A 14,380-nucleotide genomic window follows, 5' to 3' on the forward strand; every position below is an offset into this window, starting at 1 on the left:
AAGAACAGCTAGGAGTTCTAAAAATGAAATTGTTATGAGAGCTTACCATGACTTGTACGGTTATGTTTGGTATGATGGAGCGTCTTGGCAAATCGCTAGTTCATGTATAGCAAACTTATCCGTAAGTTTCGATTCAGCGTCAGGAGTATTAACGATTAGTCATGATAGCATGAGTAAACAGCCTGGATATTATGAGTTTCAAACTTGTCACGTGGAAGCGAGAAGAGGAGTAACAAAAAGGTTAATACATGCTCGCACCACTTCGGTAGCCCAATCTCAAATTCAAGTAGAATTTTTCGATCATGCTGAAGGGCGTTTCATGACACCAGATCCTAATATGCGCCTTTATTTCAGCAGACCGGGTTTCAAAGTACCGCACGTATGGGCTACTGGAACAAGGGTGTATTTTGACTTAGGTTATACTATAGTAAGACCTGGGAATTTAGTTGCAGATACAGGGAACCTTTGGTTACTTGGGGTGCACACAGCAAAATAAACTGAACAAAATACGGCTTGTATAACAAAACGAAGCGTGCTTATAGCAGGCTTTTTTTATTTTTAGAAAAGGAGGAATTAAAATGAAGAATTGTAGTCATAAAAAGGTATACAGTAACCGAGTTCTTATGAGTAATCCACCTCGAATTTCATGGACTTGCGAGAAGTGTGGAGAAACTGGTTCTGAAAAATATAATGTTAGCGAACAAAAAATTAAAATTAATTAGATATAACAGTTTTTTAATATTGTAAAATTAAGATTTTTCATGCATACTTTTTGTATATTTTTGTAAAGGAGAGAGTTTGTATGAAAAATGAACTAAGTAATGCGGAACAACTTTTATATTCAACCGTTAGAATTGAGTGTGAATCTGATCAAGGCATAAGTACCGGAACAGGTTTTTTCTTTCGTTTTCTTGAGATAGAGGGTACAGCTAGCCATATACCTGCTATTGTAACAAATAAGCATGTAGTAGAAGGGGCTATACGCGCTAGATTCTTTATGACCCAAGCAGACGATGATGGGAACCCGATTGACAAACAACATATACCTATAACTGTAGATAGTTTTAGAGAACGCTGTATTTTTCATCCGGATCCTGAGGTCGATCTTTGTATTTTTCTAATCGGACCGTTACTTCATCAAGCTAATGAGAAAGGAATAAAAGTGTTTTATAGATCTCTTATGAAAGATATCATTCCAACGTATGAAGATGTGAACGAGCTCGATGCTATTGAAGATATTCTCATGATTGGTTACCCTAATGGAATTTGGGATCAGGTGAATAATTTTCCTATAATGCGTCGGGGAATAACAGCTACTCATCCAAAGGTGAATTATAATGGTAGGGAAGAATTCATGATTGATGCAGCTTGCTTTCCGGGATCAAGTGGTTCTCCTGTATTAATATATAATGATGGATTCTATTCAACGCGAAAAGGTACTACTGTTGGAAGTAGAGTATTATTATTAGGCATCTTGTATGCAGGACCGCAATTTATAGCTACAGGAGAAGTTAGAATAATGAATATACCTACAAGTCAGAGGGAGGTTGTGGTTTCAAGTATTCCAAATAATTTAGGGTTTGTAATTCGTTCTAATAGGATATTAGATTTTGAACCTATTCTGGAATCTATGGACATTAAATAGAATTCTAAATAAAACTGGTTGAGGAGAGGAGCGATTTCGCTTCTCTTTTTATTTTGGGGAGATGATCAGTGTGAAACGAATAGTAGACCAAGCAATTTATGAAAAGTATGTTAGCCAAGAAAACAAAAACCTAGTCAAAGATTTTCTAATCGAAAAGAAAGCACAAGGGAAAGCGGCAAGCACTTTACAGCAATATCATTGGGATTTACGAATTATTTTGTTTCTATTACATCAACACTTCGAAAATAAAAATCTAATTGAATTAACACGTAAGGATATTCGAAACTTATCTATTATTTTTCAAGAGCTGGGAATGTCTAATGCACGTGTAAATGGACTGATGAGTGCATTAAGGTCCGCGTTAGAGTTTTGTGCGGATGATGACGACTATGATTATGAATTTAATGTAGGCTCACGGGTTAGAGGATTACCTAAGAATCCAGTCAGAGAAATCACTTTTATAACTGAAGAACAAATTGAGTGGTTAATCGATGAATTACTTGAACAAGAGAAATATATGTTAGCAACCTATTTAGCGCTTTCTTACTACAGTGCAGCAAGGAAGAATGAAGTTTACCAAGTTCAAAAAGAAGAACTAACAGAACGTTATTTTACGAATGTAGTACGTGGTAAGCGAGGTAAGAAATTCAGATTGTATTATAATCCCCGAGTACAGAAATGTATTCGTTTATATATAGAACAACGAGGTAAGGATACAATCCCAGACTTGTTCGTACGAGTTTATAAGAATGGTGAGCGAAAACTTTTAAATAAGAGTGTATTTAATTACTGGTGCAAAATATTCGCTAAGATGCTATACGAAAAAGAAGGGAAGGAATATAAAATTAATCCTCACTGTTTCCGTCATAGCAGATTAGATAATTTAAAAGTGCAAGGTGTACCACTCGAAAAATTAAAATCACTTGCAAATCATTCGGATATTTCAACAACACAATCCTATTTAAAAGATAGGAGCGAGGAAGATATTGCAGATATTTTCGGAATGGATCCAAGTTGCTTTGCAGCTTAAAAGGAGGCTTAATAAATGCCAGAACAAAAACATGATGACTTTAAGGAATTATTAGTTGGATTAACAAGGGTGGAAACAAAGTTAGATACGCTTGGTAACGTTAAGGATGTTGCAATTGAAGCGCAGCAGTCAGCGAAAAGTGCTCATTTGAGGATTGATCGATTAGATAAATTAGTATTTTGGATTGGTACTACAGTAGTTGGAGCTATTATCACCGGTGGGATAATGGCTCTTTTTAAATTCGCAGGGAAGTGATCGTATATACGGTCACTTTTTTTATTGAAAGGAGGTGAGGTTATGAAAAACTTTGATGCAGCTTCAATTAGTCGTTATGTCGTATTAGTAATCGCTGTGATTAACAGTGTTTTGAATCTTATTGGGTACCAAACGATTGATGACAAAATCACAAATGATTTAGTGGCAGTAATTACAGGAGCTTTCACTCTATATATGGCATGGAAGAATAACTATTTAAGCAATAAAGGATTACAACAAAAAGATGTATTACAAAAAAATAACCTACACTAAAAGGAGATGTTGAACAATGGGTTGTTTCGCAGGGTCAGGTGGTCACAATAGTATCGTACAAGGTGCAAATAGTGTTTATGGGAAAGAACATGTGGAGGACAGAAAGTTTCTTGATGCGGTTGCTAAATATGTACAAACAGCTGGATGGAAGTATGTGAATTGTTCTGATGAAGTTGGAACAACAAAAGAGGCAGTTTGGAGTAATGCAGCTAATAATCATTTACGTGTAAAAGATAGCGATGTAGATTTACAGTTTCACTTAAATGCTTCTCCAGGTGGTACAGGGTGTGAAGTGTGGTTACATCCTTCATACGGAAATAGAGAATTGGCGGCAAAGATTTCAAAAGCGATGGCCGATGCATTCGGATTAAGAGATAGAGGAATTAAGTTTTCAACAGAATTAGGTTGGATTAATAAAACGAAGACGGGACTACTTCCAGAAATCTGCTTTATTGATAATGAAACAGATATGCAAAAATACCGTGCTAACTTTGATAAGGCGGCTAAAGCGGTAGCTGAGGTTATTGTTGGCAAAACAATTCAATCAAGTACAAATAATGGAGAGGTGGAGATCACAGTGAATAAATTTAATAAAGTTGTTACGTATGAATTTGGGACAGCGTTAGTACCAGAAATGTTAGGAATGATGGATTCTTTAGGATACGAATCTCGTATCATTTCAGGTGGGGACAAGCAAGGTTTAGTTAGATTTGAGACAAATTACCGCCAAGGGAATGAACTAGATCGAGCAACAGCATGGTTAGATGCTAAAGGACTTAAATACTTCTATACAAAAGAATAGTCCAACAAAAACGAAAGCCGTCCTATTGGGCGGCTTATTTTACATATCCCAAAAATCATCAGCTTTTACCCTTGAATCAAATGACCATACTCCTTAACGTAGTTATCATTTTTCAATGCATAATCAAATATTTTGTGTGCCGCTTTTCTTATCGAACATCTCCAAGCAACAGACAGTTCAACAAGCATATCATATATTTCTAGATTTAACTTAACGTGAATAAATGTACCGGTTCCTGAATCATATTCCACATCTGGAAATTCAGATTTGTTAAGCAAAGTTTCTGAAAAAGTCCGAGTAGAGAATTGTGTTGGAGTGAACCCTTCTTTTCGGCTAACGATTAAAATCTGTTTATACATATCATCAGTGATAGGTATCTTTACATCTTTTTTCTTATCACTTCTCGACTTCTTCTTGAAATCCGCATATCTTTTCTTGACCACGGTATCTTTATCAGTAATCATTTGTATATTATATACCCCTACGAATGATGAGTTTTTTATTAACACCCTCTCTAAAATAACTGCATCTTCTTCAGTTTCGCATTCAAAATAAATAATATGACTTATTCGATTACGAGAAATATCTTTCTTTAAGTATTGATTATGCGACTCATATAAGTGACTTTCTATTCTTCGTTTCAAATTAGCGGCTTTCCCTACATATAAAGAAGTACCTAAGTAGTCATACCAAACGTAAACACCTGGTGTTTCAGGTAACATGCCTTGGTTTAATTCTTCAAATCTTAATAATCCATCTGGTTTTGGTAAATTATTGACTAAAGAAAACACCATCTATCCCCCCTTTTTTTATATAAGACGTTGTGTTATTAGTTTATTTGTACGATCTAATAACAATAAAGTATCCTCATGAACAGTTTTAGTCTCACTAAAAGATAAAAATCCAAACCCCTCTTTTCTAATAATATCTTTTATTCTATGACATTCATAAATAAGATGGGCGGCGTTATACTGCTCGAACCCTTCCAACTTATCCAATGACAATGAAACTTTTTTTAAAATACTTACTATTTCTCGTCTTAAAATGTTTTTTTGTCGCTTTTCCTCATTAATTTCCCCTGCAATTCTCTCCATCCCTTGGTGTGTTACTAGAATAGCGCCTCCACTTTTTTTAGCTTCATTATTTTCAAATTTCCCTCTGTTATACCATTGTGTAACTGTTTGATATGACAATCCCCATATCTCCGCAGCTTCCTTTGATGTATAAACATACTTTAATGCATCTTTCATAATTCTCCCCCTCATATTGTATTTAATTGATTACAATTCGTTATATTGAATTTAACACCATTTTGTATTTAAGTAAATACACTGTTGATATTTTAATTCAAAAAATAAAAAGCTGACTAATTTTAGTCAGCTACATCCAAAATTCATTTTCATTTATGTTTTTCCCTAATTTTTTTAATCCTTTTGTAATTTGAACTACAGTTGAAAATTTCGGTCTGTATGTATGGTCATTACACAATTTTGAAATAGTCGCTCTACTCAATTTTGATTTTTCTCCTAATTCAGCTTGAGAAATCCCTTGTCTATCTAACCACTTCCCAAATTTACTTCTATTTGTTTTCCCTAACTTTAGCCAATCAAACATTACTGTCACCTCAGTAAACAGCATGTACAAGAATTAACTTTTTTATACGAGTGCAAAAAAAGATGCATATCAAACAAACAGTATGAAATACCTTTTACCATACCAAACAAATTACGATTCTCAGTTCCGAATTAATAGCCTCTTAAAACTACGTTTTATCTATTCCAAATAGAATTCGTTCACGGAATACCGCAGGAAGAACCTGCAAAAGCTTTGCGAGGGATTGGATTGCAACATATTTACAGTTACTGATTTCCATTAAAAATAGGGAGATGGTCCATATGGCAGCAGAGACAATGAGCATCAAAGATTTTATGGATGGTAACTATGGAGCGAAGAAAAAGTGGAGCTTGTTCAAAAAGAAAGCAAAAAAATACGCACCTGTCGCAGTGCGAGTAAGTATAGTAATCGGTAGTGCTATTATATTCAGCAACATTATAGATATTCCTCACGTATTTGCTGATGGAAATAATCCAGATGTGAATGAAGTATTTAAAGATGTGCAGTCCAACGATGGGGCGATAAAAAATTATATAGATGGCCAACTGTACAATCGTATTGTAAATGCGTTTGAACCGGTTATTTTCTTGATTAAAGCAGTTTCCTATCCAATTGCATCCGTTGTAGCGTTATGCGGCGGGCTATTCATTATGGTTGGTAGCCAAGAACGGGGATTCTCGTTAATAAGTCGTGCAGGGATTGGCTATATAGTTGTTCAAATGATTCCGTTGTTTATGAGATTGTTAGTTGAGATTGTTAAGGCTATATAAATAAAGGGGGATATCTTTTATGTTTCGAACTAATTCTGCAAGAAATGGTTTTAAAAAAGAAACAGAATGCGAATGGTGTAAAGATATAATCAGTAAAGGGGACTGGGTAATAAATAGTTCGGAATTTGGCATCTATCACGATGAGTGTTATAAAGAATTTTTGGCGAATGAGTTTTCATATGATTATGGAATGTGGGGTAAGGATATTACAGAAAAAGATTTGTTTTGCTAGCCCTATATAATAGGGCTTTTTTCTTTGCAGGAAAATCCTAACCATCATGGAATACTGTCACTAGGAGGTGTTGTGACGTTATGACGGATGAAATTGTTTATTCTGCTAGTGAAGTGTATAAGCGACTAGGAATAAGTGATAGCACCCTTAGAAAGTACATGGAAGTATTGTCGCGAGAAGGATTCGCAGTGAAGAAGAATAATCGTGGCAGACGCCAGTACACAGACAGTGACATTATGGTGATTGAGAAGTTAATTGAACTGAGTAAGCATGACGGTATGACGCTAGAGAAAGCAGCGAAGATGATTGCGCAGCAAATAGAGAAGGTTAATCCAGATCTAATTAAAGAAGAGACTGAGGAAACGGATTTAGTGCCATTCCACATTAAACAGCAATTACAGGAACAGTACAGCGTTATGGCGCAAGAAATGAATCAAAGCATGTTAGCGATGGAAAAACGATTAAGTGAGCAGGCCAAGCAAAGTAACGAGGAAATCAAAGCGAGTGTAGAAGCGCATAATGAACGAGTGGAAAAACGATTGGAAGCGCGAGACGAGACGCTTATGAAGACACTACGTGAGATGCAGGAAACGAAGAGAATGATGCAGGAATTTCGAGATGAGGTTGCTGCAGCGAAAGAGAAGAAGAAGCCGTGGTGGAAGTTCTGGTAAGGTTTCTGAATAAACTACGCATAAGTAGAAAAGTGTATTTTTCTACTTTTCTACTTAATAGTAAATATACAAAAAGCCCTACATATGTAGGGCTTAATCATTCACAAGATAATTGGCGATTCCTCTGTTATCTCCAAAACAGACTCTCCACTATCAAAATCTTTTATATCAAACTTCCCGTTTGAATCTTTGCCGAAAACTTTCATTTCAATATTGTTTATATTTTTAAGAGCGTTATATATTCTATTTGAATAATTGGGAGCAATTGTAATCATACGAACATCTTCATTAAAGCAAGATGGATAATAAGCAGATTGCCATACTAAACTTTTATCATCTTCAACCGTCTTCAATTCAATAATACACTTAGTGCCATTTTTGTCCTTAGCTATAATGTCAATAATCCCATTTTCCACTCTATATTGTCTTTCTATAAAACTCATACCTTCTTCAATGACGAATATATGGTCACACAATATATCTTCTAATAAGCTTTCAGGTCCATTCATCATTCCCTCTGTTATTAGTTCTTCCCAAATATTGTCCATAAACTTTATCTTTTCTTGTATTACATCATTATTTTTGAATTCTTCACGAGTCATACAAGAATCAGAACATATTCCAAAGAAAACAAAAGGTTTATCGTCATTAGTTATACTTTTTACCATAGACCAATCCATATCATCTATTGAATATAAAATTTCATCTTGTAGTAATTTTTTAGTATGATTCGGGGTTTTGTCCCAAAAATTATGACACCAATATTTCGTATTATCTTTATTAGATAATTTTTCAATATCTTTTTTTCTGAAACATTCTTTACAAAAGAATTCACCTACAGATAAAGTTAATATTTTTGAGGCAATCTCTTTAACTTTATCTTTATTGTGGGTAATTAAAATTAATTCACCTTTATTAAAATCCCACTCGGTTAAATCATTACGAAAAGCATATAAGTAGTATCTTTCACCTTCTTGTTGCTTAAAATCAACTTTTATACAACCATACTTTTTTGTGAACGAATCGAAATCGTTTAAACTATCACCATTTCTCGTAATTACTCCCATGAACTTCATCTCCAATAATAGTATGATGGAAAATCCTAAGAACCATTGTGTAGAAAAGATAAAATTGTATCGTGTTTATTGTTTATCTAACATCTCATAAAGTTGCTTATATATCTCTTTATATCCTTCAGACTGTCGGGTTGTTAGTTTAGTATTTACATAGCTTTCAAGCAACATGTCGATAATGCTGTTAATTGATGCTTTATCCATGTTTTCTTGTTCTTTTATAAAAGGTTTTAGTGTGTTTAATTTTAATTGAACTGCAGGCGAAATTTTAGCAGTTTTAGATGGAACTAAACGCTGATCAGGCTTTTCAGGAGTAACTACTTTTCCTTTATTGATGATAGGCTTAATAACTTGCTTTTTAACAGGCTCACTATTACGGCCAAAATCGTTAGTTCCTTTTATCTGTACATCTTTGTCATTTAAGGTGTTTCCAGGTTTTGTGACTATAGGTTTAAATGGTGTTTTAGACATTACGAACCTCCTCCTTAAGCATTAATAGTAGCAAAATAATTTTCATGCTCATTAAGTTCGCTAAGAACATCGATGAATAATTGGTGAGCTTTTTCATCCCACATATCAATATTGCCGCTAACATTAACGTTTTTATGAATCCCTTCGATATCGTACACTTTTAGCCGCTCTTGATATCTCACGATTGTATCTAGAACGTTTCCACCATACATTTCTTGAGCTTGTTGTAATACTTTATTATCCACTCGTTTCCCTTGATGTAACATCATTGGAATGATACCTAAAACTTGTAAGTCTGCATCATATTTTTCTGCTAAGAACTGCATATAAGCGATGTATGTTTGAGCACCTTCTAGAGATAATTCTTGTGTTTGTAGAACGATGATACAATAATCAGCTGCTATCATAGCATTATCTGAGTAGTCACTGATTGTTGGCGGCACATCGATGTAGATACGATCATATTTATCTTTTAATGGTTCTAATAACTTCTTTAAATATGTAATTTGTGCAAGCTCATCCTCTGGGAACATATCGAAGAGGATTTTTGAAAGCTTTCTAAATGAAGTATTAGATGGAACGATATCCAAGTTCTCAATAACCGGGATAATCTCATTCTCTAAATTTTGATTTAGAAATGCATCCGTAATAGACTTGTCTATTTGTTCAATGTCACCTGTTTTAGCAAGTACTCTTGTAGCATTACCTTGAGGGTCCATATCTACTAAAAGACATTTCTCATTAAATACAGTAGCTGCTTCATAAGCTAACATTGTAGCTGTTTTCGTTTTTCCAACTCCACCTTTAAAGTTACCGATTACGTATGTAGTTGCTTGTCTAGTCATTTTTGACATTCCTCCATAAAACTCCGAATAAGTATACCTTTGAGTAAAATGTATCATCTATATACAATATTCGCAACAGTATACCCGATAAAATTTTATGTTTTTTCAACGGATTTATCGAAAGAGTAGAAAAGTAGACTCAATCGTAAGATTTTTTGGTATACATTTCTACTTTTCTACTTTTGCGTAATTCATAGAGATAAGGGTGTTATAGGCTGATATTTATACATTTATATCAAAATGTAAGTTAGTAGAATTATAAGTTACTTTGAATATAAGTAGAAAAGTAGAATTTTACACTTTTGCGTAGTTCTACATTTACACTTTTGCGTATATTTGACTTGTCATTTCTTTATTTACAAACAAAAAAGCTTGTTGTAACGTAATAAACAACAAGCAACATTCTACAAAACAAAACACAATTTGATATTTTACATAAACGAAGATCGAGCAAAACAATTGAATATGAACACAAAACAAAAAGCCACTCCCATATGCTATTGGCGCCAACCATTAGCGGGAATGACTTGCTCTAGCAAGTGTACCACCACTTGACTAGAAAAAACTGTTTTAACCGACAGTGTTAACGTTTAAGTAGTGTACCACCACTAACCTTAAACAACTATGCCTTTTCACGAGGCTTCTTTGATATACCCATTTTATCTATTGTTTGACTAAAATTCAACTAGTAAATGCTAGAATTGTATTTTTTGTAGTCAAAAGATATATAACGGGCATCTCTAAACCTAGAAGTCTTGTGAACGTACAGGCCATTTAGGAATAGGAGATGCCTTTTTGTTTTGGTTCGCGTGGAATTGCCTGAAACCACGTAAATAAAAACTGATAAGCCGTAATTCCGTGCTTCTATATAGAGGGAACGTGTTACGTGCGTGGCTAGCTGTTGGTCGTGCAGGGGGTACAGAGTATGCGCCTACAAAAACAGCACCCCTCATTGGAATCCTGTTCTTCTGGTGAGGGAGGGTGAGAACTTACCCAGGGACGATTCTCTGAAAGGTTCGGGTGGTTATCGTTAGCATTACGGTGCTAGGGAGTACATTCAGTTTGTCGTGTAGGGACGATATTACAAGGACAAGCCATAGAAAAAGGATGTATGCGGTGAAAATCGCTGAGTGAACAGGGTCTATACATACGGATACCTTATAAGTGACCGCATGGAGAAAACAAGACGCTTATCCATCTATTTTGATTGATTACTTTTTTGTGATCTTTCAAAGTAGGGGATAAATCTGCCTTCCAGCCGTGTTCCATAATCGTTCCCACATGATAAAAACCCTCAAGACCTTCAGTCAAGATTAAATTCGAAGAAAAGCAGAAAAACATGAGATTGTTTAAGTCCTGGGGGAATGACTTACTAAGATAGAGGAATAAATAAGGGATTTTCTACTTATTTGGTTAAAGGATAAGGGGACGGATGGTAGAATAGACCTTATTGCAGGATTTGGTTTTACACAACAGATATAGTACGTGAAATTATAGATTGATATTGAACATATAGTGTTTTATTTGAAAGGGATTCTATAACATTCAGATATATACAAAATAAAAAATATATGCTACATTATTCCAGTAATGATAGTTTATCGAGTGGGATTGTCAACCTACCTCTGGTAAGTTAACTAAAATCAAGCAACCTTTTATCAACCATTGCTGTTGATTTTTAGTTCTTATTAGAAGGAGGTGATACATGTGAAAGAATTGATAGGGGCTGTATTATTGTTTTTAATGGAAAGGTACTTCATTGAACCTTTCGTTGAATATATAGAACAAAAAACGCGGAATTTATCTATTTTTACATATGTAAAAACCACTCAAGCTATGAACGTAGCTGTAGAGTGGCTAAGAGTGCTAAAGATAGTTACTTTTAGTTATGTTCCGTTCACTCACTAATAAGTGAGTATTACATAGAACAGGGTGTCTCAACCACTCTGTTCTCTTGCAATTATGCCTCTGTCTAATGTATATTATACACTCATTTGAAAAGTTTTGCATTTCTAATGAGATATGAAGGAGGAACTAATATGAAAATTGATCTTTTTAAACTATTTATAAAATCAACAATATTATTTGTTTTAGCGTTAGTTATAGCGGATAAATTTCTAGGTTATACAGGTATAAAAACGATGGTTTATGCGTTAAGTTTAGCAATAATTATTCCGTTAGTTAGTCTAGGGATAGATTATATTAAATATCATTTCACCGAAAAACACGTTTAAAAGTTAATTTGACGTGTTTTTTTAAAAAGAAAAGACACCCTAAGGCGCCTTCCTCCGACTTGAACCACTTTAATTTTAATAATATGTATTGGACGCCGATTCAAATATTATTTTACCATGTTAAGTTATTTCACACATCGATAACTGTTGTTCAAATCTATATTTTGTTTTAATTGTTATTTATGGTGATGTTTAATATTTTTCGAATGTGAATGTTATTGTTGGTAAGATTGGCATTGCACTTAAATCGTATTCAAACTTCACCTTATAGTCTTTAATAAATGATGTGATATCAAACTTTTTCTCTCCAACTTTATCATTGAGCTTTGTAAACATTTCATTTGCTTCGGTTTCTTTATTTAATTCTAATGCAGTTAATGTAAAGATGAATGCATTTATACGATTACCACGATAGATGATTTTTTTGATTGATTCTTTCGAATCGTCTAATACAATCGTTAGGGATTCAGCGTCTTTATTGAATGAATCTACATTTTGGGACTCTGTTTTCTTTTTCAAATCGCCACCAATTGTATCGATGAGTGTTACAACATTTTGAGACCCATCTTTGTAATTTGCTTTTTCAATTTTAAAATCACGCGGGATCATGTATATAGCGGCATCTTTTTCTTTTACTTCATTGTTATAAATATCTACAAATTTTTCTAGATTTTTCGGTATATTACTTGTATTAGTAGCGGCTACAGATTTTGTCTTTGATGTAAGTACAATAATGTTTATCCCTACTGTGACAACTAAAGCAGTAACCACCCAAAATAGCCAATGTTTATAGATTGGTTTTTTCATGTGTTTTTCCTCCTGAAAATAGTTATGAATTCAGCAAAAATAAAAGCACTCTTTCGAGTGCCTTCGACTATTCTACTTTTAGTTTAATCTCTTTACCCATCATACCGCCACGAGCTTTTAAAACTAAGCCTTGTGCATCAGCAGGAACGTCAAATATGATTTTACCTGTTTGTGTTAAACCAGGGTTAAGTTGTTTTAAGAAGAAATCAGATTTACCACCATTACCTACATCAAAAGCTGTTTGAGCTTGTGTAGAATACTTGAATTCACGATCTTGATTATCAACTAACTTGAAGCTGTTAGCATCAACAGTGATAGCGTCTTTTTGGTTATTAGTGATAGAAATTTCAACGATTTTAAATACACCTTGAGCTTTTTCGCTTAAGTATTGGCCACCTACTGAATCTGTTGATTCAACAGAACCTACTGCAATTTTAACTTTAGAAGATTCGCCCTCTTTAGAAAGTTCCTTCTTAGGTTCTTCTTTTTTAGGCTCAGTTTTAGCTTCTTCCTTCTTAGGTTCACCTTTCTTCGTTTCCTTTTTAGCCTCTTGTTTTGGTTCGGTAGAAGCTGTTTTAGTTTCTTCTTTATCCTTAGTACTATTACCATAAGCTCCAAGTACTACGATAACAACGATAACCCAGAACCACCATTTTTTGTAGAACGGTTTTTTCATTATTGTTTCCTCCAGTTATGTAAAATGTAAGATTTCCGAGCTTATCATAGCAAACAATTAATTCGAATATTGTCATATTTTGTCGAATGAAAATAAAAAAAGAGAGCCGAAGCTCCCGTTGGATAAATTGGTAAAATAATGTAAAATTTTACCTCTAAAAAATGGAAAACGTTTCTTCTACAATGAAATCAAATCACAATATTTCGTTATGCTCACCTAAGAATCGTACATAATGATCAAGTTGTTTACAGAAGTTTTCTCGTTGGCTTTCAGATAACACCCCATACGTTTTTTGAACGCCAACTAGAGTATTATGTAGTCTTTCGTCATCAGTAGCGTCAGTGCGTCCAGTAAGCGCATCTAACGACACGTTAAAGAAGGAGGCGAGACGAAATAATGTTGTAAGATCTGGTTCGGAAAATCCGTTTTCATAGTTATTAATTTGGCTGCGACTAAGATTCAGTTCATGAGCCAAATCAGCTTGTCTAAGCGAACGACTTTTCCTAAGTTTTTTAAGAGTTTCACCTAAAGTTTTCATACTATCAGTATAATTATAGACATATTGATATACTACAAATGATAGATTTATTGTCTTTTGTGTTATATTGATAGAAATATAATCTAAATTCTAAAATAAAATAGAACAAAAGTTCGATTTTATGGTAATATATGCATGTGAGGTTTTTATTACGTCTCATGCATAATTGCATATTTTGTTTTCGTGTCAGCTGCTAAACGTTGGTATATAAAGGTTTTACAACTTTCTCAATAATTATCAGATAACTACACGACTGAATTTTGGAAAAAATGTGATAAAATGAAAATAATAAAATAAACGGACGTAAAAAAGACCCACGGTGTAAGTAGTGTTGGAAGCACTCTTACACTGCCCCCTAAGTGCCTAGGGAACATTGTCGCGGATCTTGTACATACATATTATAACACAACTTAGAGTGAGAGTGACACGTTTTCCTTTTATGTA

The 14,380-nt window shown here is 34.1% G+C and carries 21 protein-coding genes; 12 read left to right on the top strand and 9 right to left on the bottom strand.

All coding sequences use genetic code 11. From position 1 onward, the window contains the following. The 7 genes from QCI73_RS30045 to QCI73_RS30075 all read left to right on the top strand — a co-directional run. Positions 1–496: hypothetical protein (locus QCI73_RS30045; protein WP_353824163.1), on the top strand; the 496-nt coding region annotated here is incomplete at its 5' end. An 82-nt stretch (positions 497–578) separates the two neighbouring features. Beyond that, positions 579–722 carry a hypothetical protein gene (locus QCI73_RS30050; protein ID WP_200730719.1) on the top strand — a complete coding sequence of 48 codons (144 nt, stop codon included), beginning with the start codon at positions 579–581 and terminating at the stop codon, positions 720–722. A gap of 80 nt (positions 723–802) precedes the next feature. After that, entirely contained in the window at positions 803–1,645 is an 843-nt protein-coding gene (locus QCI73_RS30055; protein ID WP_200730718.1) for a S1 family peptidase, read from the top strand. Positions 1,646–1,715: 70 nt separating this feature from the next. Then, a complete protein-coding gene (locus QCI73_RS30060) occupies positions 1,716–2,675 on the top strand; it encodes a tyrosine-type recombinase/integrase (RefSeq protein WP_200730717.1) in 960 nt (319 codons plus the stop codon). A gap of 15 nt (positions 2,676–2,690) precedes the next feature. Beyond that, positions 2,691–2,930, top strand: coding sequence for a hemolysin XhlA family protein (locus QCI73_RS30065; RefSeq protein WP_001115042.1), 240 nt, complete (start codon positions 2,691–2,693; stop codon positions 2,928–2,930). Positions 2,931–2,972: 42 nt separating this feature from the next. Then, positions 2,973–3,203, top strand: a complete 231-nt coding sequence (locus tag QCI73_RS30070; protein WP_000787571.1) for a phage holin — start codon at positions 2,973–2,975, stop codon at positions 3,201–3,203. Between the two features lie 16 nt (positions 3,204–3,219). Continuing rightward, on the top strand, positions 3,220–4,005 hold the full coding sequence (locus QCI73_RS30075; RefSeq protein ID WP_200730716.1) for an N-acetylmuramoyl-L-alanine amidase: 786 nt from the start codon (positions 3,220–3,222) through the stop codon (positions 4,003–4,005). Between the two features lie 65 nt (positions 4,006–4,070). On the opposite strand, the gene QCI73_RS30080 is transcribed toward QCI73_RS30075, so the two are convergent. The 3 genes from QCI73_RS30080 to QCI73_RS30090 form a co-directional block, all read right to left on the bottom strand. Then, the gene (locus QCI73_RS30080; protein WP_353824164.1) at positions 4,071–4,796 is read right to left on the bottom strand and encodes a nucleotide excision repair endonuclease; all 726 of its coding nucleotides are present in this window, start codon (positions 4,794–4,796) and stop codon (positions 4,071–4,073) included. An 18-nt stretch (positions 4,797–4,814) separates the two neighbouring features. Continuing rightward, complete coding sequence (locus tag QCI73_RS30085; protein ID WP_234449421.1) at positions 4,815–5,255, bottom strand: helix-turn-helix domain-containing protein; 441 nt, start codon at positions 5,253–5,255, stop codon at positions 4,815–4,817. 130 nt (positions 5,256–5,385) lie between these two features. Beyond that, positions 5,386–5,619 carry a helix-turn-helix domain-containing protein gene (locus tag QCI73_RS30090; RefSeq protein ID WP_000460750.1) on the bottom strand — a complete coding sequence of 78 codons (234 nt, stop codon included), beginning with the start codon at positions 5,617–5,619 and terminating at the stop codon, positions 5,386–5,388. Positions 5,620–5,900: 281 nt separating this feature from the next. Between QCI73_RS30090 and QCI73_RS30095 the strand changes: the two genes are divergently transcribed. From QCI73_RS30095 to QCI73_RS30105, 3 genes are all read left to right on the top strand, one after another. Continuing rightward, positions 5,901–6,389, top strand: a complete 489-nt coding sequence (locus tag QCI73_RS30095) for a hypothetical protein (RefSeq protein WP_200730714.1) — start codon at positions 5,901–5,903, stop codon at positions 6,387–6,389. A gap of 19 nt (positions 6,390–6,408) precedes the next feature. After that, positions 6,409–6,621 (top strand): hypothetical protein, encoded by a 213-nt coding sequence (locus QCI73_RS30100; RefSeq protein ID WP_000490198.1) that lies wholly within the window; start codon positions 6,409–6,411, stop codon positions 6,619–6,621. A gap of 80 nt (positions 6,622–6,701) precedes the next feature. Then, the gene (locus QCI73_RS30105) at positions 6,702–7,292 is read left to right on the top strand and encodes a DUF3967 domain-containing protein (protein ID WP_200730713.1); all 591 of its coding nucleotides are present in this window, start codon (positions 6,702–6,704) and stop codon (positions 7,290–7,292) included. Between the two features lie 101 nt (positions 7,293–7,393). Here the strand turns inward: QCI73_RS30105 and QCI73_RS30110 are convergent, their stop codons facing one another. The 3 genes from QCI73_RS30110 to QCI73_RS30120 form a co-directional block, all read right to left on the bottom strand. Beyond that, entirely contained in the window at positions 7,394–8,359 is a 966-nt protein-coding gene (locus tag QCI73_RS30110; RefSeq protein WP_200730712.1) for an endonuclease NucS domain-containing protein, read from the bottom strand. A gap of 75 nt (positions 8,360–8,434) precedes the next feature. After that, entirely contained in the window at positions 8,435–8,836 is a 402-nt protein-coding gene (locus QCI73_RS30115) for a hypothetical protein (protein ID WP_098213234.1), read from the bottom strand. A gap of 14 nt (positions 8,837–8,850) precedes the next feature. Continuing rightward, positions 8,851–9,681, bottom strand: a complete 831-nt coding sequence (locus tag QCI73_RS30120) for a ParA family protein (protein WP_098013631.1) — start codon at positions 9,679–9,681, stop codon at positions 8,851–8,853. Between the two features lie 1,707 nt (positions 9,682–11,388). On the opposite strand from QCI73_RS30120, the gene QCI73_RS30125 reads away from it, so the two are divergent. Beyond that, on the top strand, positions 11,389–11,589 hold the full coding sequence (locus QCI73_RS30125) for a hypothetical protein (protein WP_000661238.1): 201 nt from the start codon (positions 11,389–11,391) through the stop codon (positions 11,587–11,589). A 131-nt stretch (positions 11,590–11,720) separates the two neighbouring features. Further along, complete coding sequence (locus QCI73_RS30130) at positions 11,721–11,915, top strand: ABC transporter permease (RefSeq protein ID WP_200730711.1); 195 nt, start codon at positions 11,721–11,723, stop codon at positions 11,913–11,915. 192 nt (positions 11,916–12,107) lie between these two features. On the opposite strand, the gene QCI73_RS30135 is transcribed toward QCI73_RS30130, so the two are convergent. The 3 genes from QCI73_RS30135 to QCI73_RS30145 form a co-directional block, all read right to left on the bottom strand. After that, positions 12,108–12,722 (bottom strand): hypothetical protein, encoded by a 615-nt coding sequence (locus tag QCI73_RS30135; RefSeq protein WP_200730710.1) that lies wholly within the window; start codon positions 12,720–12,722, stop codon positions 12,108–12,110. 67 nt (positions 12,723–12,789) lie between these two features. Then, the gene (locus QCI73_RS30140; RefSeq protein WP_353824165.1) at positions 12,790–13,398 is read right to left on the bottom strand and encodes a DUF4352 domain-containing protein; all 609 of its coding nucleotides are present in this window, start codon (positions 13,396–13,398) and stop codon (positions 12,790–12,792) included. A 193-nt stretch (positions 13,399–13,591) separates the two neighbouring features. Continuing rightward, positions 13,592–13,936: a helix-turn-helix domain-containing protein gene (locus QCI73_RS30145; protein WP_200730708.1), complete on the bottom strand. Its 345-nt coding sequence runs from the start codon at positions 13,934–13,936 to the stop codon at positions 13,592–13,594. Positions 13,937–14,380 lie beyond the last annotated feature (444 nt).

The sequence above is a fragment of the Bacillus cereus group sp. MG16 genome, assembly GCF_040459875.1.
GTDB classification, from domain to species: domain Bacteria; phylum Bacillota; class Bacilli; order Bacillales; family Bacillaceae_G; genus Bacillus_A; species Bacillus_A paranthracis.

Excerpts from the sequence above, each read along its gene's own strand:
- QCI73_RS30050 (WP_200730719.1), top strand. The coding sequence starts at position 579 with ATGAAGAATTGTAGTCATAAAAAGGTATACAGTAACCGAGTTCTTATG.
- QCI73_RS30140 (WP_353824165.1), bottom strand. The coding sequence starts at position 13,398 with ATGAAAAAACCGTTCTACAAAAAATGGTGGTTCTGGGTTATCGTTGTT.
- QCI73_RS30085 (WP_234449421.1), bottom strand. The coding sequence starts at position 5,255 with ATGAAAGATGCATTAAAGTATGTTTATACATCAAAGGAAGCTGCGGAG.
- QCI73_RS30135 (WP_200730710.1), bottom strand. The coding sequence starts at position 12,722 with ATGAAAAAACCAATCTATAAACATTGGCTATTTTGGGTGGTTACTGCT.
- QCI73_RS30115 (WP_098213234.1), bottom strand. The coding sequence starts at position 8,836 with ATGTCTAAAACACCATTTAAACCTATAGTCACAAAACCTGGAAACACC.
- QCI73_RS30070 (WP_000787571.1), top strand. The coding sequence starts at position 2,973 with ATGAAAAACTTTGATGCAGCTTCAATTAGTCGTTATGTCGTATTAGTA.
- QCI73_RS30065 (WP_001115042.1), top strand. The coding sequence starts at position 2,691 with ATGCCAGAACAAAAACATGATGACTTTAAGGAATTATTAGTTGGATTA.
- QCI73_RS30095 (WP_200730714.1), top strand. The coding sequence starts at position 5,901 with ATGGCAGCAGAGACAATGAGCATCAAAGATTTTATGGATGGTAACTAT.
- QCI73_RS30105 (WP_200730713.1), top strand. The coding sequence starts at position 6,702 with ATGACGGATGAAATTGTTTATTCTGCTAGTGAAGTGTATAAGCGACTA.
- QCI73_RS30075 (WP_200730716.1), top strand. The coding sequence starts at position 3,220 with ATGGGTTGTTTCGCAGGGTCAGGTGGTCACAATAGTATCGTACAAGGT.
- QCI73_RS30120 (WP_098013631.1), bottom strand. The coding sequence starts at position 9,681 with ATGACTAGACAAGCAACTACATACGTAATCGGTAACTTTAAAGGTGGA.
- QCI73_RS30055 (WP_200730718.1), top strand. The coding sequence starts at position 803 with ATGAAAAATGAACTAAGTAATGCGGAACAACTTTTATATTCAACCGTT.
- QCI73_RS30145 (WP_200730708.1), bottom strand. The coding sequence starts at position 13,936 with ATGAAAACTTTAGGTGAAACTCTTAAAAAACTTAGGAAAAGTCGTTCG.
- QCI73_RS30100 (WP_000490198.1), top strand. The coding sequence starts at position 6,409 with ATGTTTCGAACTAATTCTGCAAGAAATGGTTTTAAAAAAGAAACAGAA.
- QCI73_RS30090 (WP_000460750.1), bottom strand. The coding sequence starts at position 5,619 with ATGTTTGATTGGCTAAAGTTAGGGAAAACAAATAGAAGTAAATTTGGG.
- QCI73_RS30110 (WP_200730712.1), bottom strand. The coding sequence starts at position 8,359 with ATGGGAGTAATTACGAGAAATGGTGATAGTTTAAACGATTTCGATTCG.
- QCI73_RS30130 (WP_200730711.1), top strand. The coding sequence starts at position 11,721 with ATGAAAATTGATCTTTTTAAACTATTTATAAAATCAACAATATTATTT.